Source organism: Flintibacter sp. SJQ-8 (assembly GCF_054108085.1).
The window spans coordinates 245,121-270,037 of sequence record NZ_JBPJWR010000009.1 but is presented as its reverse complement, the minus strand read 5'-3'; the positions used below and the strand labels follow the sequence as shown (position 1 = coordinate 270,037).

Genomic DNA, 24,917 nt, shown 5'->3' with positions numbered 1-24,917 from the left:
AGCCACAACACATACCACAACCCGGCGCACAAAGCTACTGTTTTCTAAAATGTTTCTTTGACTATTGCGGCGCAAAAAATACGTTTCCAAACATGTTCACATGTGCATCTGCATCGAGTAGCCCTTTTTGTGGCGGGGAGTGTACTGCGCTCATCCGCCAGCAGCTCCACGCCGGGACGGGTGGCGACGTAGCGGGTACGCTGGACCAGCTTTGCAGCGTTCTGTCCGCCCTTGAGGTAGGGGGAGATCAGTACAATCCGGGCCACGTGTCATCCGGCTCTATGCGCCGCTGGCTCCGCACCGCGCTTTCAAAACTCACCTGACCGTTGGTGCGCTTCACCTCGTCCACGGCGTAGGCCCGCAGCTCCCGCGTGTGGATCGGGTCGGCGCGGAAGTGCGCGGCGATGGTGTGGCACAGCATATTCAGTTCCACCGCGCACTTGAAAAGAATGCGGCAGAGCCGATTGTTGTTGTCGTCCAGCGTACCCTGAATGGCTGTCAGGATGGCCCGAGAGATGTAGGTCGTGTTGTCCTCGGTGCCGAGATAACCCATGTAAAAGCGCAGGGCCTTATCTACGAATTCGCTGCGGCTTTGACAGTTATCTGCTTCCAACCAGCCGTCCATGCGGCTGATCACGCTGGGGCGCAGCCAGATCGTAGTGCTTTTCTTGTTATCATCCATATTTTTTCTTTCCTTTCTGTGTCGTCGGTCAAAATCGCCGCAAAGCCCTGCAAACACGGGACTTTGCCGAATGACCGACTGCGATTGTTCTGTAAAACCGCCAAACCGACGGCGGTTGGCGATTCCCTGAAAAGCCCCGCACTGCGGGGCTTTGTGGGCGGGCTGCGGGCGCTTGCGACTGCGGCCCTTTATCTTGTGCTTTAATCGAACGGGTAAACAAGGGGCTACAATCTCCGAAACAGGGCATGGTCAGGAGGAAAAACTCACCCCTATATGACTCATTTCTCCTTTGTCGGAACAGTATTCGCAAGGATCTCTCACACATCGCCCACAAACGCCGCAACGCTCGCTTCAATGGGCTTTGGTGGGTAAACACTCCACCCCAGCCCCTAAACGCACACACAGCGGCACACAGGGCGAACGGCGCGGGGAACTGATCTGTGCAGCACATCCGAGAGCACAAAATCTGTGAAAATGCCTTCAAATTTGAGGCGGTAAAAACCGTGGGAGCAGAATAACAGCCGATGAACTGCGTCAACCCGCCCTTGGCGGGCAGCCGCAGTTCATCGGCGCCGCGGGCCCGCAGGCACGCGCAGCCCCGCTGCTATACCTCGCTTCACACCGATGGGTCCCACGGTTTTTTCGGTCACAGCAACAGGACGCAGAGAAACATATCTGCTGTTTCACACGCTGGTCTGCTCCATGCGTCTTGCCACTCGCTGCCGTTCCTTTGCCCTGTCCACAGCATCCATCTGCCGCTGATAAAACTGGTCAATGGAAAACTGGATCGGCAGGATCGTGTAGAGCAGACTTCCGTTTTGCTTGCGCCCGTCCTGCGTGATAATGCTGGTGCGCTCTGTGCGGACGAGCCCGCGTTCCTCCAACTCCTGCACATACTTCCGCACGGTGTTGTTGCTCATGCCCACCGCCTTGCCGATGGTGGCGTAGCTGGGATGGCACTGATAGGTTCTGCGGTCTTCGATGCGGAGCAGGTAACCGTAGACAGCGATCGCACTGTGAGACAGACCCAGCTGATAGATCTCATTGGGCAGAGGAAAATAGTTCTTGACCGGGTCGCGCTTTGTCCAAGTTCTCATCTGGCACCTCCAGTCTGCCGCTCCACCCACTGCCGGAATTTATCCTTGGGCACCACGAACCGACTGCCGATGCGCACAGACGGAAATACTTCTTCGTGCATCAGCTCGTAGGCACTGGAGATGGACACGCCCAGCACCTTTGCCACCAGTTCCGCGTTGAGGAACAGCGGCAATTCATCGTAGCTGTGATAGGTTGATATTTTCAAAATCGTTACCTCCAATAGAATTCAGAGAAAAATTACTTGCGTTTCGGAGGTCCCTCTGTTAGACTGTTTGCAGATGGAGTCTGCGTTTTCCGAAACGCGGCGCGCCGCTGGACTGCTGCAACAGTTCAGCGGTTTTCCTTTTTGTAGGAACGATAGATACCGATTCCCCCTTTCTTAACGATCTTCTGCCACGCACCGTACCCGTTCCTGCCCTGCGGCCTTGTTTGACCTGCACGGCGTTTTCACTGCCTTGGTACGCTCATCGTCGCCGTAAACTTTGTATCATTCGTTTCCGTGGTTGCCCGAAAACTCATTCACTCCGTTGCGGCTCCTCTTCCCACAAAGTCTTCGACTTTGTGGGAGCCCTGATTGACGGTCCTGGCGTTACTTCTCCGGCGTGTATCATCTCCGGTGATGGGTATTCAGTTGTCGAGGTGCTTTTTCGGATTTGTGACCGTCTTTTTCATTGACAATCCGCAGTCTCCGTGTTAGGCTAACTGTAAATTACTTTTGACAGTCTTTCCGTGTTTGTATGGTAACATACTTTTCACTCCTTGTCAAGACTGTCCTTATTTCTATATTATGATTGTCTATTTCGAGGTGGTCTGTCATGTGGTATGCCAAAATGTTCTTCTCTGAGGGCAGAGAGATTTTTCAGTATGATTCCCTTGGTACGCAAGGCGTTCCGGATGTCCAGGGGGAGTTTCCCTTTTTGGAAAGCCTGCTCACCTTTCTGGAGATGGATTATGGGGAGTTGACACCCTCTCTCCAACGGATCGCAGATCGTTGGAGGCGGTTGATCGTTGAGGATGACCGGCAGGCTGGCACAGATGCCATAGTGGAACTGAGCCAACTGAAAAGTCGACATATCTATCTGGAGTTTCTGTATGTGCGTTGGTATGACCGTTTCTCCAGAATTGGGATTTATGGTGACCGGGGCAGCGCGGAGGATGCGCAAATGCTGGACGAGCTGCGCCAGCTCCCTGAACAGCTTCCGCTGTACCAGCAGCAGATCCAACGCTTTTTTGAGTTGGTGCTGGATGTAGACAGCGCGGGACGGGAGCCGCAGGCGCAGGCGGCAAGGAATTATACCTACGATATGCCGAAAGATCCCGGCCTGTTTTGTTTCCACCCCATCCCGCTCAGCTTTGAGCCGGTGGAGCCGGGGCAGTGTTCACCGGTGCTGTATTCCTCCAGTATCCGGGACATGATCGACTACTCTCTGCGGAGCTGTGTGGAGCGGAACATCACAGTGCGACGCTGCAAGAACTGCGGACGATGGTTTCCGCAAACCGGGCGGGTCAGCGCGGAGTATTGCGAGCGGCCCGTTCCGAAAGGGCAGCAGCGCTGCCGCGACATCGGCGCTCTGAAACAATGGACGCTTCGACAGGCAAACAATGACGCTTTCAAAGCTTACCGCAAGGAATACAAGCGGCGCTTTGCGTGGATCAAGGCCGGACGGATCACCGACCAGCAGTTTTACGATTGGAGCGAGCGGGCCAGAGCGGAAAAGGATAAATGCGAGCAGGGGCTAATCTCCCAGAAGGAACTGGAGACCTGGCTGAAGGAATCCAAATGAAAAACCGTGTGCTGACCGTAAGGTCAGCACACGGTTATCTTTGTCTATAGCGAGGCAGATTTTAAACCGCCCCATGTAGGGTTTGAATGCTATTTTTCTTTATGGTGCCGTCAAGATTTGGACCTGTTGACAAAAGCAAAAAAACTGCCGAAACCCGCAGCGGTCCCAGCAGAATAGTAAATTGGAAGACAGAAAAAGATGGCATTTACCATCCTCTTAAGGTTTAGGGCCATGGCAGCAAGGAGACATTCTTCCGTTGCTGCAAGAATGCCCCTTTTTCGAATCTTTGAAATGCAGTGTTCCCGTTTCAAGACGGAGAAACTGCCCTTGGCCCAGATTTTACGAAGCCGCATCATGGACAGGTATTCAGGAGTTCCCACGCGCTGATGCCCTCTGAAAAATGCCGGATAGCAACTGCTGGCCAACACTCTGCGCCGAACTCCAGCCTTGTCAAAGCAGTTCGGCCGTTTTGGACAGTGCATACAGGCATCCCCCTCGACTTGGTAGCAACGCAGATATTTGCCGGTTGATTGATTGCAATTTAGCCTGTGGTATGTAAGAGGGAATCCTTCCGGACAGATGAAGGCATCCCGCTGTGGGTCGTAGGAGAATCCATACTTCTCGGGTGGATTGGAGAATTGGATCGCGGGGATATATCCGGTAATGCCCAGAAGCTCCAGCCCCCGGTGAACAGCACCAGTCTCATATCCACGATCCAGAGCAAGTCGTTTCATCGGGACACCAAGATTTATTTGCCGTTCCAAATGCCGCAAGACCAGAAGGCTCTCTTTCTCGTTGGCAGGATATACATCAACGCCTGTTAAAATGCCGTGTTTACAGTCCACAGTTGCTTCCATCAGATACCCAATGCCGCGTTTGTTGCCGTGATTGATATAGCCGCTGTCCGGATCTGTCTGGCTGGTGATACGGCACTTCCTTACAATTTTTGTTGGCGGCTTTTTGAAGCCCGGCTGATTGGAAAGCTCTTCATCCAAAGAATCGAGATAGCTTTGCATACTCTGTTCAACTTCTGTTTCTACATTGATCCAGCTTTCTCTTGATACATTGGCTGGAATGTAGCTTCCATCCGCAGCCATCGCTTCTCCGTCGATCAGCCCGCTGTCTATGCATTGCTTGACTATTTCATAAAAGGCTTTCTGAAAAAGGCTGCTCTGCTGCCATTTTCGTGTTCTGGTCTTGCTGAATGTGGAGTGATTTGGGATCGTGTCATCCAGTTCAAATCCGCAAAACCATCGGTAGGCGATGTTGAGCTGAACTTCCTCCACCAACCGCCGCTCTGATTTGATGCCATACAGGTATCCGATCAAGAGCATTTTGAACATACTGACAGGGTCGACAGATGGACGGCCTGTTGCCGGATAATACCGAGCTGCTTTCTGCGGTTTCCAGGAGACATTTCAGATTCTGAATGTTCATGCCTCAGTCCCCTCCTGCCTATTCCATAAAGGAATGCGGATTATTGTTTTTGTAATAGCTTTTCCTGGTTTTTTGGCGATTGGCTTAGTTGTTGACGTTCTATTTAGGTAAAGCGACGAATTGTATTCTTTCGGTTTTTATTTTTTATATAGAGCACAACTTTTTTGCCACTTGCTTTTCAGTTCAAAAATTTTTATAATTCGATGTATAAATCAAAAAATTCTTTACGTTCAAAATCTTGTTTCCCATTCTGCTTAAGAAAAAAGCTGTCTCTTGGGCGGTCCGGCAACATTGTTAAAGCTGCCCCTATGGCCCGGGTTTTCGTCTTATTTGTCACCTGGCCACGTGGATCATCTCACGCATGCCCTAAAGGTCCGGGCCGCCATCATTATGTACCATAGCATCAACAATATCGGGCACTTCATCGCTGGATTTGGCATATAAGCTTTCCTGGCGAGGCGGCGCAAAAATGTGGTCTGCAAACACAAGGACAGCGTTCAACTGACAGCCCGGCTGTCATGGTCCAACAAATATCGTTATGAGGGATGCGACATGAATCAATTTACAATTTTAAACAAGCAAGAGATCCAGTCTATTTTGACCATGGATATGGTCATCGAAGCAGTTGAACAGGCTTATTCCTACAAATGCAGCAACTTGGCAGAACTGTTTCCTATCGTATGCCACTCCTTTGAAGACGGTGTCTCTGAGTTTGACATCAAAAGCGGAAGCATGGACGGCGCAGGAATCTTTGGAATGAAGCTGGTCAGTGCCTTTGCCGGAAACAGCGATTTAGGGCTGCCCAGATTGACGGGGACCATCTTGATCTTTGACCGAAAGACGGGCATGCTGAAGAGCATGATGGATGGCGGTTTGATCACCAATATGCGCACCGGCGCAGCGGGTGCTGTGGGGTGCAAGTATCTCGCCCGCCCGGAGTCAGAGGTGCTGCTGCTGGTGGGCACGGGTGCCCAGGGCCCCGTCCTTTTGGATGCCACTCTGAAGGTCATGAAGAACATCAAGAGGATCTTGGTCTCCAACCCGCACTCCCCCCATAAGGTGCCAGCCTTTATTGACGAGATCCGGCCATCGATCCCGGCGGATGTGGACATTCTGCCAGTGCAGGACCTGGAGACGGCGGTGAGAAGTGCGGATATCATCCTCACCGCAACCCCGTCCAGAAGGGCGCTGATCCTGGACCAGTGGCTGAAGCCGGGGACCCATCTGTCCTGCATCGGTTCTGATATGGAGGGGAAGCAGGAGCTGGAGGAACAGATCCTTGGCCGGGCCAAGGTATTCTGTGATGATCTCAAGCAGGTCGTTGCAGTAGGCGAGTGCGAAAAAGCGGTCAAGCAGGGGATTCTGCCCGTCCAACACATCACGGAGATGGGAAATGTTATTCTCGGTCTGGCAGAGGGCCGGTGCGACGAGTCCGAGATCACCGTTTTTGACAGCACCGGCATTGGCCTTCAGGACTTGATGGTCGCATCTAAGGTGACCGATTTGTCCGCAGAAAAAAAGCTGGGACTGGAAATGTTCCTGTAACGCCTGGGCTTACCACCTGCAGGACAGCCGTACTTTTGGGGCCGCACAAGATCCGGCCCCCTGTTTCATACGTTAAAACACAGCGGAAAGGAATGGTCATAGGCATGGACACGTTGCTATTAGAAAATATGACATGGAAAGAGATTGATATTGCAAAGAAAAATGGCTTTGACTCGGTCATCATTTTCGCGGCCTCTGTAGAGCAGCACGGCCCCGCTCTTCCAGAGATCACCGATACGGTGCTGGGCTATGCAGAGGCAGTTGATCTGGCTAAGCGTCTTGGAAATACCCTGGTGGCCCCCGTGATCAGGCCGGGACTTTCAAAGCACCATCTGGGCTTCCCCGGAAGCTTGACCCTCCGCCCAGAGGTGTTCAAGGGTATTGTAGAGGATTATATCGCCTCCTACGTCCACCATGGCTTTCGGAGAATTATTCTCTCGTCCTCCCATGGGGGAAATTTTGCTACAATGGCCGAGGTCGCTGCGGAGCAAGAAAAGGTATATCCCGATGTCTGCATTATTCCGGGAGGGAGCTTGGAAGCATTAGACAACTTGCTCATCGAGATGGATCGCTTGGAAAACCAGCCTGCTGGCTTCTGCGGTGGACATGCCTGTGATTGGGAGACCTCTCTGATGATGATGGTGGATGAGAACTATGTTCGGAGAGATGAATTGGCTCCTGGCTTTGTCGGCTCCTTGCAGGGCGAGCTGCTGGATCGCTTCTTTCACTGCGGGACCCGGTCCATCAGTGACAATGGAGTCATTGGAGATCCCACCGGCGCAAGTGCAGAGAAGGGCAAGCGATATTTTGATATCTACCAAAACCTTCAGGAGAAGATCATCCGAACCAATGAAAGGGAATGGGAACAGCGCAAACACCGTCCTTGACCACAAATGGGAAAACACAGAAGTTTTCACAACGTTGCCGCCGTTCTATGACTTTGCGGCTTATAGATAGGAGGAACACTCAGTTATTATGAAGGATGTTACTGCAGGAGAGACCATTTCCCAACGGCTTGATTTTCTCGGAGATCATACCAGAAAAGATGGTGGAATATGGAGGGCTTCCTATACGGAGGAGTTCAGCCGGGGAGCCAGCTATGTGAAGGAGTGGATGAAACAGGCCGAGATGGAGGTCTATGAGGATGCCGTTGGGAATGTTTTTGGACGGGTCCAAGGAGAACAAGATGGCGTTATTCTGACAGGCAGTCATCTTGACACTGTGAAAAACGGGGGAAAATATGACGGAGCAGCAGGTGTCATCGCGGGGATAGCCGCCGTGGGACAGTTGGTAAAGAAATATGGAACGCCCAAAAAGACCATTGAGGTCGTTGGTATGCTTGAGGAGGAGGGGAGCCGCTTTGCCTCTTCCTACTTGGGCAGTAGATTTATGACCGGGAGGATGGATGAGGCCGCGCTGGATGAGCGGGACGCGGAGGGGATCACGCTGAGAGACGCGATGATCGCCGCAGGGTATGACCCGAAGGAGTTCAGAAGTGCGGAGAGAAGGGATATCGAGGCATTTATAGAGCTTCATGTGGAGCAAGGCCCCCGTCTGGAAGCACTGGGAAAGGAGATCGGCGTGGTCACCAGCGTGGTGGGCGTAAGGTCATACGACATCACCATTTCAGGGGAGCAGAACCATGCGGGCACCACGCCGATGGGGATGCGTCTGGATCCGGTGGTGGCGGCAGCGGAGTTTATACGAGATATGACGGACTACACGAAGAAAAAATCGGAGAACGCCGTATTCACGGTGGGAAAACTGACCGCCAAGCCGGGACTGTCCAATGTGATCGCGGGAAGCGCTCAGCTCAGCGTGGATCTTAGAGACGGCGTGGACGGAGCCCTTGATGACATCGAGGGAGAGCTTCATAAACGGGCGTTGAAGCTGGAGCAGGACGGATTTGGGGTGGAGTTGATCAAGTGCTGCAGAGAGGAACCGGTCAGATTTTCCCCCGCCATCGTGGAGGCGGTGGAGGAGTCCGCCAAGGCGCTGGGGCTTTCCTCCATAAAAATGAACAGCGGCGCAGGACATGACGCCCAGGTCATTGGCCTTAAAGTGCCCACTGGGATGATTTTCGTACCAAGTCGGAAGGGAATCAGCCATTCACCGGATGAGTTTACCTGCGGTGACGACCTGGAAAAGGGAGCCTATGTGTTAAGAGAAACTATATATAGGCTGGCATATTAAGGTCGGTGCGAGATCGTCTCAAGCGTTGCACAGCCTTCTCTATAGCGGCGCGTCATAGAAAAACCGCTATGGGGGTTATTTATGCCAAAAGTAGATTTAGTGGTTGCTTTTTTACAATATTGCCGCCCTGAATACCGACTGCTCGGTATCCAGGGCGGCATTTTATGTTGAAAGAGTACAAGGCTAACTGGGTCAACTTCTTCCAGTGGCTTCGTGGCGCAGCTTGGACGGCGTAAAGCTCATCGTTGGCGACAAGTGCATGGGGATGCTGGAGGCCGTGGGCGAGGTGTTTCCGGACACCAAATATCAGATAAGGTACAATAAGGGACCTGTTGACAAAAGCAAAAAAACTGCTGAAACCCACAGCGGTTCCAGCAGAATAATAAATTGAGAGATAGCAAAAGATGGCATTTTGCCATCCGCTTAAGATTTAAGGCCATGGCAACAAGGAGGCATTCTTCCGTAGCTGCAAGAATGCCCCTTATTTGAATCTTTGAAATACAGTGTTCCCGTTTCAAGACAGAGAAACTGCCCTCGGCCCAGATTTTACGAAGCCGCATCATGGACAGGTATTCAGGAGTTCCCACGCGCTGATGCCCTCTGAAAAATGCCGGATAGCAGCTGCTGGCCAACACTCTGCGCCGAATTCCAGCCTTGTCAAAGTTTTGGACAGCGCATACAAGCATTGCCCTCGACCTGGTAACACCGCAGATATTTGCCCGTCGATTTGCTGCAATTTAGCCTGTGGTACGTAAGAGGAACTCCTTCCGGACAGATGAATGCGTCGAGCTGTGGATCGTAGGAAAATCCATATTTCTCAGGTGGATTGGAGAACTGAATTGCGGGGATATATCCGGTAATGCCCAGAAGCTCCAGTCCCCGGTGAACAGCACCGGTCTCATATCCACGATCCAGAGCAAGTCGTTTCATCGGGACACCAAGATCAATTTGCCGTTCCAAATGCCGCAAGATCAGGATGCTTTCCTTCTCATTGGCAGAATATACATCAACGCCTGTTAAAATGCCGTGTTTGCAGTCCACAGTTGCTTCCATCAGATACCCGATGCCGCGTTTGCTGCCGTGATTGATATAGCCGCTGTCTGGATCTGTCTGGCTGGTGGTGCGACGCTTCTTTGCAATTCTTGTTGGCGGCTTTTTGAACCCCGGTTGGTTGGAAAGCTCTTCATCCAGGGAATCAAGATAGCTCTGCATACTCTGTTCAACTTCTATTTCTATATCAATCCAGCTTTCTCTTGATACATTGGCTGGAATGTAGCTTCCGTCCGCAGCCATGGCTTTTCCGTCGATCAGACCGTTATCTACTACGCCTAAGAGAATAATTATCTTTTTCATAAATCTTTTATGACCTTTCTCTTTGGAAATGTTTCAGGATACAGAGTCATATACAGTTTGCTCGCCCCATTTTTAACGCCACAAATAAGCACACGAGAAATCAAATGTCAGCATGGGAAAACTCAAGCTTCATTTTGCAACATAGTAATTATGGTGGCAATTTTAAAATTCTGAATGAAATGAAAAAGGTCTGCCATTAGATCCTTCTGAAAATTTCATGAGTGACAAATTAATTATATATCAGTTGCGTCACTTCAAAACGTAACGAAAAACAGAAAGCAAGTCATAATTTGATTTGCTTTCTGTTTTATTTTTAGTATCACGGAAAACTTACTCGTATTCCACCATGACCTCGATTTCTACAGGAAAACCATAGGGCAAAGCAGCCTGCCCTATCGAAGATCTGGCCGGCACGCCTCGCTCTTCTCCATACAATTCTTTCAGAAGGCCGCTGCATGCATCGCCTACCTCAGGCTGCAGTTTGAAATCATGATCACAGGCAACGAAGACCGTCATTTTTACAAACTGTTTGATGCGATCCAAATCGCCGAAATGCAATTGTAAAGCACGAAGAAAGTTTAGCGTACAATCCACAGCACACTCCTTTGCTTGCTCCATGGTAACTTCTTTGTCTACACGGCCAGTGTATTTCAAAACGCCGTTAATCTCTGGGCCACATCCCGCTACATAGGCCAGATTAGGCCCAAATTCCTTTACATGGTCAAAGACGCCCTGCCCCTCTGGATATTCGGGCAGAGTAAGGCCCATTTCTTCCAACTTTTTTTCAATAATCATAATTTACTCCTTATACATTGAAATAGGTAATGTCATCTTTTAATAGATTGACATTGTAAGTATGTATAATTGTCTTTCCGGTTCTGGAATCGCTGAGTTGGATGCGACAGGCATCGCTGTACCAAAACTTAGATTCTTGAAGCAGAATAGTGCCACAAAAGTATACCGCACCATTGCATAAAGGAAGACCGCGATGTTGGATTTCATCCATAATGGATTCGGGGGTGGCCAGAGAAGCGACAGTGCCTTAATTTATTCATAAACTTTCCTTCTGCACAGAACCTTCCGGCAGAGCCCGGAAGGTTCTGTGCATATGTGTCTATTTTGTGAATGGAGAATAGAACAGTGTGGAATAACGACTAAGCGATGACAATGTCTGCTGCAGTCTCAGAAACCATAGCAGGATAGGTCTTGCCAAAGATCTTTGCAAGGAAATAATAAATGATGGGGGTAACAGCAAGGGAGATAAAGAAGCCGTAGTCCATGAAAATGACAGCCACGGCGGTACCGATTACGTATGCAATCATGGCAGCGGGGTTGAATCCGTTCCAGTAATAATACTTGCCGTGAGTCTTGTAAATGTCATCCAAACTAAACTTTCTCTTTCGGAAAATATAGTAGTCAACCGCCACAATCGCAACCACAGGTGCCGCAGTAGCACCGAATACATTCAAAACCACATCCATACTGCTAATATTCCAGGGCTGGATAGCAATAGAAATAGCAGCGAAGATAAAGCAACCGGGCTTAAACTTCAAATACTTAGGAAGCAAACCCACGACAACATAAACAGAAGGAACCGCTTCTAACAAACTCAGACAGAATATCTTCCAGAATGGCAATCAAAGTGGTGGCGCGCAGAGATGTGGTAGCAGGGAAGGTCTGGCCACCACCGGAAGCGGGTCTGGATCGATATCCATAGCAGACTGCGGGAGCAACCAACATGTTAGTTTCTTCTGCAACAGCTTGACCCATCTTGGTCGGCAGGACAGAGTCGACGCTTAAAGGCAAATGAGGACCATGCTGCTCAGTGGCACCGATGGGCAGAATTACACCAGCTCCATTGTTGATCGCCTCTTTTACTTCAACCTAAGTCATTTCAGCCATCATGCGTGTTCTCATGTTTTATCTCTCCTTTTTGTTATTCTCGTAAGCATATCAACTTGTAATACGAGTTGATTAGATGATATAGCTGCGCTTTTCAGATGTCAAGTCCATATAGGAGTAGACTGAAAACTCCTGCTATTGTGACAAAAATAATAAAAAAATTTTCACATGTCTATTAGATATAATGTCATAAAAATATAGTGAAGATTTATTCATTTTGTCAAAAGGATCAAAGCACGGACATAATTTGAGGATAAGGTACAATAAAGGACCTGTTGACAAAAGCAAAAATTCTTCCGAAACCCACAGGTTTTCAGGCAGAACATTGGAACTGGAGATAGAAATAGACGGCATTTACCATTCTCTTAAGGTTTAGAGCCATGGCAGCAAGGAGGCATTCTTCCGTGGCTGCAAGAATGCCCCTTTTTCGAATCTTTGAAATGCAGTGTTCCCGTTTCAAGACGGAGAAACTGCCCTCGGCCCAGATTTTACGAAGCCGCATCATGGATAGGTATTCAGGAGTTCCAACACGCTGATGCCCTCTGTAAAATGCTGGATAGCAGCTGCTGGCCAGCACTCTGCGCCGAATTCCAGCCTTGTCAAAACAGTTCGGCCGTTTTGGACAGTGCATACGAGCATCGCCCTCGACTTGGTAGCAACGCAGATATTTGCCCGTCGATTTGCTGCAATTTAGCCTGTGGTACGTAAGAGGAACTCCTTCCGGACAGATGAATGCGTCCAGCTGTGGATCGTAGGAGAATCCATGGCAGAATATATACATCAACGCCTGTTAAAATGCCGTGTTTGCAGTCCACAGTTGCTTCCATCAGATACCCGATGCCGCGTTTGCTGCCGTGATTGATATAACCGCTGTCTGGATCCGTTTGGCTGGTGGTACGGCACTTCCTTACAATTTTTGTTGGCGGCTTTTTGAAGCCCGGCTGATTGAAAAGCTCTTCATCCAAAGAATCGAGATAGCTTTGCATACTCTGTTCAACTTCTGTTTCTACATTGATCCAGCTTTCTCTTGATACGTTGGCCGGAATGTAGCTTCCATCCGCAGCCATCGCTTCTCCGTCGATCAGCCCGCTGTCTATATACAAAAATAGCAACAGTCTGTGTTTAGCGTAGGCCGTTGCTATTTTTTAATGCTTATTCGTGAATAACTTATGTTTTACAGACCCATGCACTTCATCACATTTTCGGCTGCTTCGAAAAAGTCATATAAACTTTGAGCGATTTCGTCATGTGAAGGACTGTTGTTCATATCATACTGTGCTTTTAATTTTGCAACATTATATGCGACCCAAGCATCATGTATATGCTGTTCAGATAGCGATAAGGTTGAGTCCAGTTTTTTTTGACCAAGTTTATACAAATATTCGCTATTATTATCTGCTAAATTTTTCATTTTTTCAGCCGTTTTATAAAATTTGTTTTGAATCTCAGCAGCGTTGTTGTGATATAGTAGCCGCCTGCACTGTGAGCAAGCTGGAATATCATCAATAAATTTGATTTTTTGCTTGCAAATAGGACATGCCGAACGGCCTTCGTTGTCAATTATTCCAGAAATACACATTTAAATACCTTCTTCAATTAGTCTGTATTATTGTCATTATCAAGCGCTTAAAAGTTCGGTTTTAGCATCGAGGAAAGTAAGACTATATTGCAAGATAAGGAGACGGACACATCAAGTCCGTCTCCTTTACCCTGTCTAGCAACAAAGTGACGGGGAATCTTGATTTACATGTTTTCGTTCTGAGAGGGAGCGTCCAGATCCATGGCGGCCAGGGACTCCTGCTCCACCTTGCAGTTGTGCTGTAGCATAAAGTCGAGTATCTCCCGGTAAGGGGCCAACAGGGGAGACTGCATGGCCTTTTTGTCCTCTGCCGTCAGGGGGCGGTAGTGCCCGGCCTGAAAGCAGGCGCGGAGGGTGGCAAGGTCCATCTCCAGAGGGCGGAAGGGGATACCGGTCTTCTGCTTTAGGTTCTCCAAGATCAAAAATCCGTGGGGGTCCAGGTCACCGTGGTGGTAATAGGCGGCCTCCGGTTCCCCGGCATAGACCAAACGCAAAAAAGCAGCCCTGGCGAAGTTGGGAAAGCCTCCCAAATACAGGACCGCCTGATTTTCAGACGGAGTGTCGTGATAGGTGGTCAGGTTTTCCACCGTGACCACTGTCTTGTGCTCCAAATGTACCGCTCGCACTGCCTGTAGCCCGTCGGAGGTCAGGCCGATGCCCCCGGGGAGGGCAGCGACAGGGATACGGGAATCGGAGAGTTCCAGCACCCAGCTGCCCTTCAGATAGAGATAGGTGGGGTTTTCCAGCAGGTTATAATACGCTAAAATCTCTGATTTCTCCACCGGCTGGTCGGTGAGGTCAATGAGAATACTGCGCACCGTGTCCGCAATGTTCTGAAAGTGCTTAGAGTCGTGAAATACCCCCTCAGAGAAGTTGCGTATATAGGTCTCGTGGTCCAACCGCCCGATCTGCTCCAGGGCCAGCAATACGTCCCTCAGTTTTTTTACGTTGTCCTGTAGCCTATAGCCCAGCGCCCGACCCTGGTCCAGCTGGGTGAGCAGGGTCTGGGCAAAGCGGCCAGCCAGGCTGTCTGGCTCCCTCTGCTGAGCGTCCAGCAGCATATCCCGCTGCGCCTGCCGCAGGTCGGCCAGGGGCGTCCGGTTTAAGCGGGCGTATATCTCTGAGAGGTGGTCCAGGTGGAGGGTGAGTTTTGTATAGTACCCCTGGGGGCTGCGGGGGGCGTCGATCATCTGCCAATCGACCAGGCAGGTCACTGCCTGGTCGATATTCCGCTCCTCCGCGCTCAGGTGGTCCCGATAGGCGGGACAGCACTTGATGATCTCTATCGTCACTGCGCGGCTGGATTTCCCGGTCCGGCGCTCATAGCGGTCCAGAAGCGCCGTGAGGATCTGAATGGCGTAGTCCATGGTCAGATTACCTCCTGGTAAAAGGCGCGCACCGCGTTGCGGGTACCGCTTTTCACAATGGAACAGGTCACATCGCAATAGGGCTGGATGGCCGACGCCTTTTCAACTGTAGTGATCAGCACCACCTGTAGCCGCATTTTCCGCAGCATCTGCATCATGGGACGGATGCGGTCACTGGTCATGCGGCTGAAAGCCTCGTCCAGCAGCACCAGGCGGATGCTGTTTTCGCACTTGTCGTAAATCTGCAGCAGAGAGGCGCAGATGGCGATATAGAAAGGGGCCTGGTTTTCGCCGCCGCTGCTGTCCTGGCTGACGGCGGAGAGGCGGATGGTCCCGCCGGTGATCTGATTGTGACACTCGATGTCATACTCCAGATAGTAGCGGTAGTCCACATAGCGGGACAACTCGGTGGCCAGCTGCTTTCCCTCAAGCCGCCGCTGGGCGTTGGCGCTGAGCTCGGCCAGGATGCGCTCCATCAGCTCGTTCACCTGGCTCTCGTAGGCAGCGTCGCCCATGGCCATCCAATCCTCAATGCTACCATCCCCCTGAATAGGCCGGTTGCTCTCACGCATAATCACGTCGTAAAAGGCCCGTCGCTCCGGGTCAGTACTGGCCTGGACCATGAACTGATAGACCTCCTCGCCATATTGAAGTCCGCCCATAGTCCGATTCAGCTCCCGGAACTGCCGCTTGGCGTTGATGATGTCATCCTTCATCCGATAGAGAATGTCCTCCCGGAAGCGCTGGCGGCACCGCTCCTTGGCCTTGTCCAGGCTGGTGGCATACCGCTCCAGGTCCACGTGGACCAGCCGGTCCCGCTGCTCCCGGAAAATCTCGATTCCCTCCAGCCCCAGAGGATAGTCGCAGGTATAAGTGCCATTATACTCCTGCTGCTTGGGGATCAGTTGCTCCCGAACCCAATCCTCCAGAGCTTTGTCTACCTGACGCTGATAGTTGGTCTGAAATTCCACGATTTTTTCCGGGGCACGGGTACGAACGGCGTCCGCGTATTTTTTCTCCGCCTCGGTCTGCAAAAGGGACTCCTGTTGGCAAAATTCCTGCCAGGCCGCCTGGGCTGCTTCGTCGTCCGCGATGGCCTGGCTCTGCTGGGCTTGGGCCTGGGCCACACAATTCTGCTCTGTCTGCCGCTGGGCCTCCAGTGTTACTTGTTTGTCACGCTGCGAGTCCAACTCCAGCTGACAGCTATGCTCAAGGGTCATCTTTGCCTGTAGGATGGGGTTGTTCTTCCAGGCGTCATACTCCTGTTGGGCCTGCTCCAGCGCCTGCCAGCACGCCTGCTGTTGCTGCTCACTATCCCAGTTGTCCCGCAGGTCGGCCAGGACGGTACCGTGCAGCACCCGGCGGCAGGTATCCAGCGCCTCGGTCAGGGTGTCCGCCTGCTTGGTGCAGTCAGCCAGCTTGGCGCTCAGGGCGGAAAACTCCGCCTTGGCAGACTCCAATTGCTTTTTACGGGCCTCCAGGCCGATGAACATCACCGGGGTGCGCAGACGGGCCAGCCGGTATGGGTAGTGCCGCAGCAGGTCCCGGGTAGCGCTCTGGGGATAGCGCTCCAGGGTGTCCGGGGTGTCGCAGCAGACGATCTGGCCTAGCAGGCTGTTGACATAATACTGGGCCAGCCAGTTCTCGCTGGTGAGCTTGGCCGCCAGGGAGCTGCTGTCCGGGGCTGTGGCCATTCGTCCGGCGTCCCGCTCCAGGGCGGGGCTGTCCAGTAGACTGACCTGGCCCACCTCCCCCTTCAGACGGGCGAAGGCCTCCTTGGCTGTGTGGTAGTGCTTGGGGGAGACCAGGATGTCGAACCGGCGGTTTCCTAGACAGGCCTCGGCGCACTCCTGCCAGTCCGGATCCCGGACGGTCAGGATCTCGCAGAGGATGCGGGCGTCCGGCTCCAGTCCCATCTGGCTCAGCTCCCGGTTGATGGTCTGACAGACACGCCGGGCCCGGTCCCCGTCTGGATAGACCAGCTGTCCCTTGTTCAGTGCATTGATCTGTGTTTGCAGTTCACCACGCCGCTGTTCCATCTGTCGGCGGCGGCTTCTGGCATTAAACTCCGCCTGGTCCAGCCCGAGCTCCCGTTCCTGCAATAGCTGGCTCAAGGCGGAGAGAGCCTCAGACTCTCTGCGCTGGGGTAGCAGGCGGATGCCATCCGGCATCTGCTCTTCCGGGATGGCCATTTGACACTGGGAGAACATTCGGTTCAGGGCTTCCAGGCTCTGCTGGGCGTTTTTTAAGGTAGACAGGGCCTTTCTGGCCCGGTCATAGTCCGCCCGTTTAGCCTTGACCAGGTCCTCGAACACTAGTAGCCGCTGACGCTCGCTGCTGTTCTGGTTTTCCCGCTGAGCTTCCAGCAAGCGATGCTGGGCCTGTTCAACTCTGGCTCTCTGTCGGCGCAGCTCCTCTTCCAGACGCTGTATCTCCTGGTTGTGTACAGTGATGTCGCTGAGGATCTTCTCCTCCTGCTGGGCGGTGGCCTGCTGCTTGGCGTACAGGACAAAGCCACGATTTATGGCGCAGTCCCGCTGCTTGGTATGGGCCGTCTCGCCCAGCTGGCCGATTTCGGTGAGCATCTGGGCCCGGGCCTTGGCCTGGAGCAGCACGTCGCTTAGATGGTCCAGCTCGATCTGCTCCTGCTGCAGCAGCTGTAGGTCCAACTCCGGCTGGGGGAGGATATACTGATAGATAAATTCCCGGAAATCCGCAATGTTGTCGATACTGGTGCCCATGGGGAATACGGCGCAGAATTTCTTGCCCAGGGGAGACTCAGCTGAACCGATGCCCAAGGCCCGGCAGATCCAGTCTCTGGCTGTCTCCTGTTTGTCTGTGTTCTGCATCTTGCCCCGTTTTAAACAGAACTGCTCCCGTTTGGTGGGGACGCGGTCCGGGCCCAGGAAGGGCAGCTCCTCCAGGGTGACGCCCCGGGGCGTGATATACCAGCGCTGCTGCACGTGGCGCATGTCCTCGTCTGGATTTTCCGACTCCACCCGCACCACGATGACAAAGCTCTTCTGTCCCGGCTTGGCGGCCTCGTCCTGAAACTCAGCCCCGATATAGGACACGGTGTGGCCCTTGCGGCTGTATCTGGGGCGGCCCTCATCCTGATCCCGCTGCTTGCCGTGTACCGAGCCCAACAAGGTCCGTTTGCTTTTGCGGTTGCCCAAGGCGTTGAAGTTTTTGTTGGTGGTCAGACAATAGCGCAGGGCATCCAGAATGGTGGTCTTGCCCACGCCGTTGACCCCGATGAGGTAGGTGATCTGCTGGATATCCAGCAGATCGTCGGCAAAATTGTGCCAGTTGATGAGCCGCAGGCGGCTTAACAGAATCATACCTCGTCCTCCTTGTCCGTCTTACTTGCGCGGCGGTATTTGTCCAGCGCGGCCAGCGTCTCGTCCACAGAGGCCTTCAGTACGTTGTCAGGAAGGGCCAGAATGACAGTGGGGAATATCTCAATTTTTGCGTCCTCCTCCGTCAGGGCGTCCAGATTCCTGGCCAGGTTATAGGTCTTCAGGGTGCGCAGACTGCTCTCCAGAGTGACCCGATCCAGCTTTCGGGGCAGGTTCATCTTCTGATATTCCTCCTGGACCTCGCCCACCGTCACGGTGACGTGCTCCCCGTCTGCCGACAATTTTTCCCGTTTTTGCAAATAAAGCAGCCGGAAAATGAGCAGCAGAATGCTCTCATATTTGCTCAACTGGGCCTGATTGCCCTCATACTCGTTTACCAGGGCCACAATTTTCAGCGGCGCGTTGTGATAAACTACCGTATAGCCCAGAGGCTTGAAGATGCGGCGCAGCTCCTCCAGGTGGTTGACGGCGTAGTAGTGCTTTTCCCGCAGCTCCTCCGCCTGGGCGGGCAGAAAACAGTGGTTGAGCAGATAGTTGGCGATTTCTCTCACGTCCATAAGCAGGCTCTCCTTTGTTTGGGCACATGCCCCGATTCAGCTGCGTTTCCGTATCCAGAACTGCTGAAAGCGTATTCCACCCACCGTCACCCAGTCGTCCGTAAGTGTCAGTTCATAATTCCGGTCATGAGATTGGGAATAGGTGTGCAGGCCGATGATCTTGATGAGTTCTCCGGTCTCCCCGGCTGCCAGATCCCGGGCGGAGATCGTCTCCCGCCCCTCCAGCGCCTGATCCGCGAAGCGGTTCACGTTTTCTTGGGTGACGGCTTGGCGGACATAGTCCATCAGCAGCTGTTGCTGCCGCTGCAACTCCTCTTCTGAGATAGGCTCCTCCGACGGGACCTGTTCGATGGGAGTGGGTTTGCGGCTGTTCACCGCCGGTTTTAAAAAGTTTTTCCCCAATACATCGACGGGGTAGAGCCGCCAGTGTTGGCTCACCGGGCTGTCATCTGGGTCAGACAATTCCTCCAGGCGCTGAACGGTCTCCGCGTAATACCGCAGCAGCTCACTGATCCGCCCCTGGGCCGAGCCGTCGGACAGCAGCATAAACTGGGCCCGCTGCACCGCCCGCTTCCGATAGGTCACGTGGCTGCGGTCGATCTCTGCCAGCAGGTCCCGCATGATATCCAGCTCGTCCCGCACCCGTTGGACCAACTGCCGCACCGACGCCTCGCCTTCCGTTTCCGTCACCCGCTCTACCCGGCAGTAGTCCTGGATCAGGGCCTGGGCATAGGGGCCGTCGCACTCATCCAGCCCGTCCAAAATCTCTGTGCGGTAGTGAAACAGGTTGTCGCTGGTCTTGAAGCGGTGATAGGCCGCCACCACGATCTAGTCTTCGTACCGCTGGAACAGGTCCAGCACCTCCTGAGGCGTTCGGTTCCGGGTCAGCTGGTCGATGTAGCCGCCGATGGAGGCATTCAGCTGCCGCAGGGAGGTGTTCAGGGCGGCCATGTCGGCGCAGACCTCTTTGAGTACGTTTTCATAGGGGCTCTTCTCTTGGCCGACGCCCTGGAGCAATCGATAGGCCTTCAGCAGTTTTCCGCTGTAGGTCACTGTCTTAGGGTGGAGTATCTCGTCAAATAGCTGCAGCAAACGCACCGCCTGAGCGGTGAGAGCTGTGCGGGGCTCCTCTTCATAGCCACCTTCCATTTCTTCCAGCCATCCGGCCTCTCGCAGCCGCCGCAAAAATTTCAGGCCCTGCCCTCTGGCATCTAAAGTGGGGCCGTCTGTTTCGTCCTCCTCATCCAAGGGCAGCAAGGTCCCCAGCCCCTCCATATAGGTCTCTGCCACCTGAGTAACAGCGCTTTTTCCCATGCTGTAGTCCTGAGAGGTGCCGCACTGATTCCATATTAGCATCAGCAGATCGGCATAGATCCGCTGGTTTCGCCCGGCCAGAGGACGGAACATGTTTCCATTCAATCGGTCGAAAAGATTCACCGCAACACCCCCATGTATGCAAAAAGCGCCAAAGGTACCTGATTTTTTGGTGGATTTAACTAAATTGTATCGGAACTTTGGGGGTTCGTCAATGGAAGTTTTACTTCAATAACAAAACCGGCCTTCTGGCCGGCGGCGTGAGTGCGCGATAACTAAGTCACAACCACCGGCTAAGCCGGTGGCTTGAGTAAGCCCTAGAAGGGCATGATATAGGCAGCCCCTGAAAGGCCCCGAAAGGTTTGTCGGCCACGTTTCTTTTTCAGGTTTCCTATAAAGGGGGTTCCTCCACGCCGGTCACTCCACCTCCAGCATCTCCCCCCACTGCTTCTCCTTAAATCCCACCAGAACGAAGTCTTCGCCCACCAGCAGGGGGCGTTTGACCAGCATGCCGTCTGTGGCCAGGAGCTGGATCATCTCCTCCTCGCTCATGCCGGGCAGTTTGTCCTTCAGGGCCATGGACTTATAGAGCAGGCCGCTGGTGTTGAAAAACTTCTTCAGGGGGAGGCCGCTGCGCTCATGCCACGCGGTCAGCTCCTCGGCAGTAGGGTTGTCCAGCTTGATGTCCCGGAGGTCATAGGCGATCTGGTGGTCATCCAGCCACTTTTTGGCCTTTTGGCAGGTGGTACACTTGGGGTAGCAGAGAAAGATCATGAGTTTCGTCCTCCTAAAGCAAACTTTGACGATACGTCCATTATATCGGCCCCACCGGCAAAAGGCAATATGGCGCTGTGCCCCTTGCGCATCCACGGCCAAACTGCTACAATGACGAAAAAGACCACCTGAGGAGGACACAAGATGGTTCGTGATATCTGCAAGGACGAGGGCCTTCTGGCCCAGAAGGCCCAGGCCGCCACGTTGGACGACCTGGACACGTCCCGGGACCTGCTGGACACCCTGATCGCCCACAAGGCGGGCTGCGTGGGCATGGCGGCCAACATGATCGGCATAAACAAGCGCATCATCGCCTTTGACAACGAGGGGACTTACACGGTCATGCTCAACCCTGTCATCGTCAAGCAGTCCGGGCCCTATGAGGCGGAGGAGGGCTGTCTGTCCCTGACCGGCACGCGGAAGACAAAGCGCTTTCAGACCATCAAGGTCCAGTGGCAGAACGAAAAGCTCCAGACCCGGCTGAAGACCTTCACCGGCTGGACGGCGGAGATCATCCAGCACGAGATCGACCACTGCGAGGGCATCCTGATCTGAATCATTTTTTTAGTTCAAAACCACCGGTCAAGCCGGTGGTTTTGAGCTGTTCTGCAAGTTTTTTCGCTTACAGGTCCATGGCGTCGGCCAGATTGTCCACCGCCTGGTTCACCCGCTTGGCGGCCATGCGGGCGGCGCGCTTGAGCTGGCGGTGAGAGGGGGCCATGGTCATGCCCAGGGCCGTCCCCGCCGCCACCCCCAAGGTCATGCCGGCGATAAATTTTCCGGCTCCGCAGCAGTGCTCGTTCATGTTCTTTCCTCCCTTCCCGCGGCGCGTCGCAGCTGAAAGCGCCGCTGATGATTATTCTCTCCCAAAGGGCGGAAAAATCCGTTGCTAAATCCTGCTGTTTCCGCTATAATTTATCTTGTTATAGTGTGGGTATTCCCGGGCATTTTTCTGTCGGTCCCGGCGTTCCACACAGACAACAGCGCAAACAAGCAACAGCACTCACGTTTTTTGACTTTCTGACACATTTCGGAGGAACGAAAACCATGAAAATACTGATCCAACATGGCCGGGTGGTCCACCCGGTCACGGGAACGGTCCTGCTGCAGGACCTGCTCATCGAGGACGGCAAGATCGCCCTGCTGGACCGGGGGCTGGAGACGGACGCCGACCTGGTCATCCTCGCCAGCGGACTGGTGGTCTGCCCCGGATTGGTGGACATGCACGTCCACCTGCGGGACCCGGGTCTCACCTATAAAGAGGATATTTTGACCGGCACCGCCGCTGCCGCCCACGGCGGCGTGACCTCGGTGGCCTGTATGGCCAACACCGACCCGGTGGTGGACAGCCCCGAGCAGATCGAATACATCCTGAACCGGGCCAGATTCGGCTCCGGCGTCCACGTCTATCCCATCGGCGCGGTGTCCATGGGCCTGCGTGGGGAGGAGCCCACCGACGCCGAGGCCCTGAAAAAGGCGGGGGCCATCGCCCTGTCTGACGACGGCTGCAACGTGGACAACGCCAACCTGATGCGGGACGTGCTCATCCGGGCCCGCCGCCTGGATATGCCCGTGCTGTGCCACTGCGAGGACACCTCTATGGTAGAGGGCCGGGCGGTGAACGAGGGCAGTGTGTCCCGCCAGCTGTGGCTGGAGGGCCGCCCCGCCATCGCCGAGGAGCTGATGGTCATGCGGGACGCCATGCTGGCCGAGGAGACTGGGGCCCACGTCCACATCTGCCACGTGTCTACCGCCCGCAGCGTGGACATCATCCGCAAGATGAAGAAGAAGGGCGTCCACCTGACCTGCGAGACCTGCCCCCAGTATTTCTGGCTCACCGAGGACGAGATCCTCACCCAGGGTTCCATGGCCCGGGTCAATCCTCCCCTGCGCACCGCCCAGGACGTGAAGGGCATCATCGCCGGACTGAAGGACGGCACAATCGACGTCATCGCCACCGACCACGCCCCCCACTCCGCCGAGGAGAAGGCCCGCCCCCTCACCCGCGCCCCCAGCGGCATGGTGGGGCTGGAGACCTCCCTGGCTCTCACCCTCACCGGCCTCTATCACTCGGGCAAGATGGAACTGCCCGACATCATCCGCCGCATGTCCACCAACCCCGCCGACATCCTGCACCTGCCCAAGGGCCGCATGTCCATGGGGGTGGCCGCCGACCTGACCATCTTCGACCCCGACCAGGAGTGGACCATCGACCCGGAGCAGTTCGCCTCCAAGGGCCGGAACACCCCCTTCGCCGGAAAGACGGTGAAGGGCCGGGTGAAGTATACCATCGTGGACGGCCAGATCGTTTATCAGGACGAGTGAGCTTGGCCCGATAAACTCAAAACTTTTCGATATAAAAGATAAATTTATAACAGAGAGGACTGTTTTTCATGTCTTTTGACGTTCTGCAAGAGAAGATCCGCGCCATGAAGAACCCCACCGTGGCCGGACTGGACGCCCGCATCGAGTATGTGCCCGAGTATATCCGCCAGGCCGCCTATGAGCAGTATGGCGTGGGTCTGAAGGGGGCCTGCGAGGCCATCTATCAGTTCAACGTGGGTCTGATGGACGCCCTGTGCGACATCGTCCCCGCCGTGAAGCCCCAGGCCGCCTATTACGAAAATCTGGGCTGGCAGGGTATGGAGATGCTGGAGCGCACCATCCGCTATGCCAAGAGCAAGGGCCTGTTCGTCATCGCCGACATCAAGCGGGGGGACATCGGCTCCACCGCCACCGCCTATGCCGAGGGCTGGCTGTCCGGGGCCGGCATCGAGGGGCAGCAGTTCAAGTCCTTTGATGCCGACTGCGTCACTCTGAACGGCTATATGGGCTCTGACTCCATCAAGCCCTTTTTAGAGGCCGCCAAGGCCGAGGACAAGTGCGCCTTTGTTCTGGTAAAGACCTCCAACCCCGGCTCCGGGGAGCTCCAGGACGTGAAAACCGCCGACGGCCGCACCGTGTACCAGGTGATGGGTGCCCTGAACGAGTCCATCGCCGCCGGGACGGAAGGCAAATATGGCTTTACCATGGCCGGCGCCGTCACCGGGGCCACCTATCCTGAGCAGATCCGCCAGCTGCGGGCCGATCTGCCCCACACCTTCTTCCTGGTCCCCGGCTATGGGGCCCAGGGGGGCACCGCCGCCGACGTGAAATACGCCTTCGACGCCCAGGGCCACGGGGCCATCGTCAACTCCTCCCGGGGCATCATGTGCGCCTGGAAGAAGACCGGCGGCGACGGCCACGACTTTGCCCAGGCCGCCCGCAGCGCCGCCATCGCCATGCGGGACGACATCGCCCAGTTCGTGACGGTGGAGTAACTCCTAACTCATCCCTCATCACTCCCAACTGAACAAAGGAGGTCCCAATGGCGAAACGCTGTGTTTTCTGCGGAAAGACCCTCTCGTTTTTCGACGAAAAGACCCTGCTGTGCGGCAACGTCCTCCAGAGCGTCTGTTCGGCCTGTTGGGCCGGGATGCAGGACATGGACCAGGAGGAGCGGGCCCGCCGGGCGCTGGACACGGGCCGGGCGGAGGAGCCGGAGGTCATCCAGGCCTATCTAGACAGACTGGAGCAAATGCGTCAGGCCCAGGCCCGGGCCCGTGAGGCCCTAAAGACGGATAAGCGCTGTCTGCGCTGCGGCGGCGTGATGGAGCGCTATGGCCGCAAGAAGTTCCATCTGGGGGAGGAGAGTCTGTTCGGCACCGTGGCCCGGGACGGACTGTTCGCCAGCTGGCTGACGGTGGATATTCTGCGCTGTGCCGACTGCGGCCGGGCGGAGTTCTTCCTGCCCGAGCCGCCGGAGATGGGGAGCATCCCAAAGGCCCCGGAGGAGCAGGTGGTCTGCCCCGTGTGCGGCGCCAAGCACAGCCCCCTCATCAACTGCCCCAACTGCGTCCTGAACCGCCGCACAGCCCAGAGCGAACCGCCCCGGGGCAGCGGAAAAAAGCCGCCATGGGAGAAGTGAGAAGGA

The 24,917-nt window shown here is 54.3% G+C and carries 23 protein-coding genes and 5 pseudogenes; 9 read left to right on the top strand and 19 right to left on the bottom strand.

What is annotated here, in order from left to right:
* Positions 1-247 precede the first annotated feature (247 nt).
* The 3 genes from ACSAMP_RS07535 to ACSAMP_RS07525 form a co-directional block, all read right to left on the bottom strand.
* Complete coding sequence (locus tag ACSAMP_RS07535) at positions 248-682, bottom strand: hypothetical protein (protein ID WP_457800028.1); 435 nt, start codon at positions 680-682, stop codon at positions 248-250.
* A 683-nt stretch (positions 683-1,365) separates the two neighbouring features.
* Positions 1,366-1,779 carry a helix-turn-helix domain-containing protein gene (locus tag ACSAMP_RS07530; RefSeq protein ID WP_457800027.1) on the bottom strand — a complete coding sequence of 138 codons (414 nt, stop codon included), beginning with the start codon at positions 1,777-1,779 and terminating at the stop codon, positions 1,366-1,368.
* Positions 1,776-1,985, bottom strand: a complete 210-nt coding sequence (locus ACSAMP_RS07525) for a helix-turn-helix transcriptional regulator (RefSeq protein ID WP_187015601.1) — start codon at positions 1,983-1,985, stop codon at positions 1,776-1,778. Before ACSAMP_RS07525 ends, ACSAMP_RS07530 begins: the two co-directional genes overlap by 4 nt.
* Positions 1,986-2,697: 712 nt before the next feature.
* Here ACSAMP_RS07525 and ACSAMP_RS07520 point away from each other — a divergent pair.
* A complete protein-coding gene (locus tag ACSAMP_RS07520) occupies positions 2,698-3,564 on the top strand; it encodes a DUF6076 domain-containing protein (protein WP_457800026.1) in 867 nt (288 codons plus the stop codon).
* Between the two features lie 110 nt (positions 3,565-3,674).
* On the opposite strand, the gene ACSAMP_RS07515 is transcribed toward ACSAMP_RS07520, so the two are convergent.
* Positions 3,675-4,580 carry a transposase gene (locus ACSAMP_RS07515; RefSeq protein WP_457800069.1) on the bottom strand — a complete coding sequence of 302 codons (906 nt, stop codon included), beginning with the start codon at positions 4,578-4,580 and terminating at the stop codon, positions 3,675-3,677.
* A 138-nt stretch (positions 4,581-4,718) separates the two neighbouring features.
* Positions 4,719-4,922: pseudogene (locus ACSAMP_RS07510) on the bottom strand (transposase); the annotation flags it as partial.
* A gap of 631 nt (positions 4,923-5,553) precedes the next feature.
* On the opposite strand from ACSAMP_RS07510, the gene ACSAMP_RS07505 reads away from it, so the two are divergent.
* The 4 genes and pseudogenes from ACSAMP_RS07505 to ACSAMP_RS07490 all read left to right on the top strand — a co-directional run.
* Entirely contained in the window at positions 5,554-6,546 is a 993-nt protein-coding gene (locus ACSAMP_RS07505) for an ornithine cyclodeaminase family protein (protein WP_457800025.1), read from the top strand.
* Between the two features lie 104 nt (positions 6,547-6,650).
* Positions 6,651-7,433 (top strand): creatininase family protein, encoded by a 783-nt coding sequence (locus ACSAMP_RS07500; protein ID WP_457800024.1) that lies wholly within the window; start codon positions 6,651-6,653, stop codon positions 7,431-7,433.
* A gap of 88 nt (positions 7,434-7,521) precedes the next feature.
* Complete coding sequence (locus tag ACSAMP_RS07495; protein ID WP_457800023.1) at positions 7,522-8,739, top strand: M20 family metallo-hydrolase; 1,218 nt, start codon at positions 7,522-7,524, stop codon at positions 8,737-8,739.
* Between the two features lie 167 nt (positions 8,740-8,906).
* Positions 8,907-9,049 (top strand): annotated as a pseudogene (locus ACSAMP_RS07490) (transposase); the annotation flags it as partial.
* A gap of 115 nt (positions 9,050-9,164) precedes the next feature.
* On the opposite strand, the pseudogene ACSAMP_RS07485 reads toward ACSAMP_RS07490, so the two are convergent.
* The 13 genes and pseudogenes from ACSAMP_RS07485 to ACSAMP_RS07425 all read right to left on the bottom strand — a co-directional run.
* Positions 9,165-9,425: pseudogene (locus tag ACSAMP_RS07485) on the bottom strand (transposase); the annotation flags it as partial.
* Positions 9,397-10,092 carry a hypothetical protein gene (locus ACSAMP_RS07480; RefSeq protein ID WP_457800022.1) on the bottom strand — a complete coding sequence of 232 codons (696 nt, stop codon included), beginning with the start codon at positions 10,090-10,092 and terminating at the stop codon, positions 9,397-9,399. The gene ACSAMP_RS07480 and the pseudogene ACSAMP_RS07485, both read right to left, overlap by 29 nt.
* A gap of 330 nt (positions 10,093-10,422) precedes the next feature.
* Positions 10,423-10,887: a RidA family protein gene (locus ACSAMP_RS07475; RefSeq protein WP_457800021.1), complete on the bottom strand. Its 465-nt coding sequence runs from the start codon at positions 10,885-10,887 to the stop codon at positions 10,423-10,425.
* A 10-nt stretch (positions 10,888-10,897) separates the two neighbouring features.
* Positions 10,898-11,122, bottom strand: a pseudogene (locus tag ACSAMP_RS07470) (hypothetical protein); the annotation flags it as partial.
* 124 nt (positions 11,123-11,246) lie between these two features.
* On the bottom strand, positions 11,247-11,699 hold the full coding sequence (locus ACSAMP_RS07465; protein WP_457800020.1) for a cytosine permease: 453 nt from the start codon (positions 11,697-11,699) through the stop codon (positions 11,247-11,249).
* Complete coding sequence (locus ACSAMP_RS07460; RefSeq protein ID WP_457800068.1) at positions 11,650-11,928, bottom strand: creatininase family protein; 279 nt, start codon at positions 11,926-11,928, stop codon at positions 11,650-11,652. Before ACSAMP_RS07460 ends, ACSAMP_RS07465 begins: the two co-directional genes overlap by 50 nt.
* A gap of 379 nt (positions 11,929-12,307) precedes the next feature.
* On the bottom strand, positions 12,308-12,775 hold the full coding sequence (locus ACSAMP_RS07455; protein ID WP_457800019.1) for a transposase: 468 nt from the start codon (positions 12,773-12,775) through the stop codon (positions 12,308-12,310).
* A gap of 393 nt (positions 12,776-13,168) precedes the next feature.
* Positions 13,169-13,573 (bottom strand): hypothetical protein, encoded by a 405-nt coding sequence (locus ACSAMP_RS07450; RefSeq protein WP_457800018.1) that lies wholly within the window; start codon positions 13,571-13,573, stop codon positions 13,169-13,171.
* Positions 13,574-13,737: 164 nt separating this feature from the next.
* Positions 13,738-14,940 carry a Wadjet anti-phage system protein JetD domain-containing protein gene (locus tag ACSAMP_RS07445; RefSeq protein ID WP_457800017.1) on the bottom strand — a complete coding sequence of 401 codons (1,203 nt, stop codon included), beginning with the start codon at positions 14,938-14,940 and terminating at the stop codon, positions 13,738-13,740.
* A gap of 2 nt (positions 14,941-14,942) precedes the next feature.
* Entirely contained in the window at positions 14,943-18,281 is a 3,339-nt protein-coding gene (locus tag ACSAMP_RS07440; protein ID WP_457800016.1) for an ATP-binding protein, read from the bottom strand.
* Complete coding sequence (locus tag ACSAMP_RS07435; RefSeq protein ID WP_457800015.1) at positions 18,278-18,856, bottom strand: DUF4194 domain-containing protein; 579 nt, start codon at positions 18,854-18,856, stop codon at positions 18,278-18,280. The genes ACSAMP_RS07440 and ACSAMP_RS07435 overlap by 4 nt, the downstream gene beginning before the upstream one ends.
* Before the next feature lie 36 nt (positions 18,857-18,892).
* Positions 18,893-20,212 (bottom strand): annotated as a pseudogene (locus ACSAMP_RS07430) (Wadjet anti-phage system protein JetA family protein).
* A gap of 375 nt (positions 20,213-20,587) precedes the next feature.
* Entirely contained in the window at positions 20,588-20,944 is a 357-nt protein-coding gene (locus tag ACSAMP_RS07425; protein ID WP_457800014.1) for an arsenate reductase family protein, read from the bottom strand.
* Between the two features lie 144 nt (positions 20,945-21,088).
* Between ACSAMP_RS07425 and ACSAMP_RS07420 the strand changes: the two genes are divergently transcribed.
* Positions 21,089-21,499 (top strand): peptide deformylase, encoded by a 411-nt coding sequence (locus ACSAMP_RS07420; RefSeq protein ID WP_457800013.1) that lies wholly within the window; start codon positions 21,089-21,091, stop codon positions 21,497-21,499.
* Positions 21,500-21,566: 67 nt separating this feature from the next.
* On the opposite strand, the gene ACSAMP_RS07415 is transcribed toward ACSAMP_RS07420, so the two are convergent.
* The gene (locus ACSAMP_RS07415) at positions 21,567-21,749 is read right to left on the bottom strand and encodes a hypothetical protein (RefSeq protein ID WP_457800012.1); all 183 of its coding nucleotides are present in this window, start codon (positions 21,747-21,749) and stop codon (positions 21,567-21,569) included.
* Positions 21,750-21,991: 242 nt separating this feature from the next.
* Between ACSAMP_RS07415 and ACSAMP_RS07410 the strand changes: the two genes are divergently transcribed.
* From ACSAMP_RS07410 to ACSAMP_RS07400, 3 genes are all read left to right on the top strand, one after another.
* A complete protein-coding gene (locus ACSAMP_RS07410; RefSeq protein WP_457800011.1) occupies positions 21,992-23,269 on the top strand; it encodes a dihydroorotase in 1,278 nt (425 codons plus the stop codon).
* 68 nt (positions 23,270-23,337) lie between these two features.
* Entirely contained in the window at positions 23,338-24,264 is a 927-nt protein-coding gene (gene pyrF, locus ACSAMP_RS07405; RefSeq protein ID WP_457800010.1) for an orotidine-5'-phosphate decarboxylase, read from the top strand.
* Between the two features lie 47 nt (positions 24,265-24,311).
* The gene (locus ACSAMP_RS07400) at positions 24,312-24,911 is read left to right on the top strand and encodes a hypothetical protein (protein WP_457800009.1); all 600 of its coding nucleotides are present in this window, start codon (positions 24,312-24,314) and stop codon (positions 24,909-24,911) included.
* Positions 24,912-24,917 lie beyond the last annotated feature (6 nt).

Bases quoted from the DNA above. Each gene is read 5' to 3' on its own strand.
- ACSAMP_RS07435 (WP_457800015.1), bottom strand. From the start codon at position 18,856: ATGGACGTGAGAGAAATCGCCAACTATCTGCTCAACCACTGTTTTCTG.
- pyrF (WP_457800010.1), top strand. From the start codon at position 23,338: ATGTCTTTTGACGTTCTGCAAGAGAAGATCCGCGCCATGAAGAACCCC.
- ACSAMP_RS07455 (WP_457800019.1), bottom strand. From the start codon at position 12,775: ATGTATATATTCTGCCATGGATTCTCCTACGATCCACAGCTGGACGCA.
- ACSAMP_RS07495 (WP_457800023.1), top strand. From the start codon at position 7,522: ATGAAGGATGTTACTGCAGGAGAGACCATTTCCCAACGGCTTGATTTT.
- ACSAMP_RS07500 (WP_457800024.1), top strand. From the start codon at position 6,651: ATGGACACGTTGCTATTAGAAAATATGACATGGAAAGAGATTGATATT.
- ACSAMP_RS07425 (WP_457800014.1), bottom strand. From the start codon at position 20,944: ATGATCTTTCTCTGCTACCCCAAGTGTACCACCTGCCAAAAGGCCAAA.
- ACSAMP_RS07410 (WP_457800011.1), top strand. From the start codon at position 21,992: ATGAAAATACTGATCCAACATGGCCGGGTGGTCCACCCGGTCACGGGA.
- ACSAMP_RS07535 (WP_457800028.1), bottom strand. From the start codon at position 682: ATGGATGATAACAAGAAAAGCACTACGATCTGGCTGCGCCCCAGCGTG.
- ACSAMP_RS07420 (WP_457800013.1), top strand. From the start codon at position 21,089: ATGGTTCGTGATATCTGCAAGGACGAGGGCCTTCTGGCCCAGAAGGCC.
- ACSAMP_RS07530 (WP_457800027.1), bottom strand. From the start codon at position 1,779: ATGAGAACTTGGACAAAGCGCGACCCGGTCAAGAACTATTTTCCTCTG.
- ACSAMP_RS07515 (WP_457800069.1), bottom strand. From the start codon at position 4,580: ATGCAAAGCTATCTCGATTCTTTGGATGAAGAGCTTTCCAATCAGCCG.
- ACSAMP_RS07505 (WP_457800025.1), top strand. From the start codon at position 5,554: ATGAATCAATTTACAATTTTAAACAAGCAAGAGATCCAGTCTATTTTG.
- ACSAMP_RS07450 (WP_457800018.1), bottom strand. From the start codon at position 13,573: ATGTGTATTTCTGGAATAATTGACAACGAAGGCCGTTCGGCATGTCCT.
- ACSAMP_RS07415 (WP_457800012.1), bottom strand. From the start codon at position 21,749: ATGAACGAGCACTGCTGCGGAGCCGGAAAATTTATCGCCGGCATGACC.
- ACSAMP_RS07440 (WP_457800016.1), bottom strand. From the start codon at position 18,281: ATGATTCTGTTAAGCCGCCTGCGGCTCATCAACTGGCACAATTTTGCC.
- ACSAMP_RS07480 (WP_457800022.1), bottom strand. From the start codon at position 10,092: ATGAAAAAGATAATTATTCTCTTAGGCGTAGTAGATAACGGTCTGATC.
- ACSAMP_RS07445 (WP_457800017.1), bottom strand. From the start codon at position 14,940: ATGGACTACGCCATTCAGATCCTCACGGCGCTTCTGGACCGCTATGAG.
- ACSAMP_RS07400 (WP_457800009.1), top strand. From the start codon at position 24,312: ATGGCGAAACGCTGTGTTTTCTGCGGAAAGACCCTCTCGTTTTTCGAC.
- ACSAMP_RS07475 (WP_457800021.1), bottom strand. From the start codon at position 10,887: ATGATTATTGAAAAAAAGTTGGAAGAAATGGGCCTTACTCTGCCCGAA.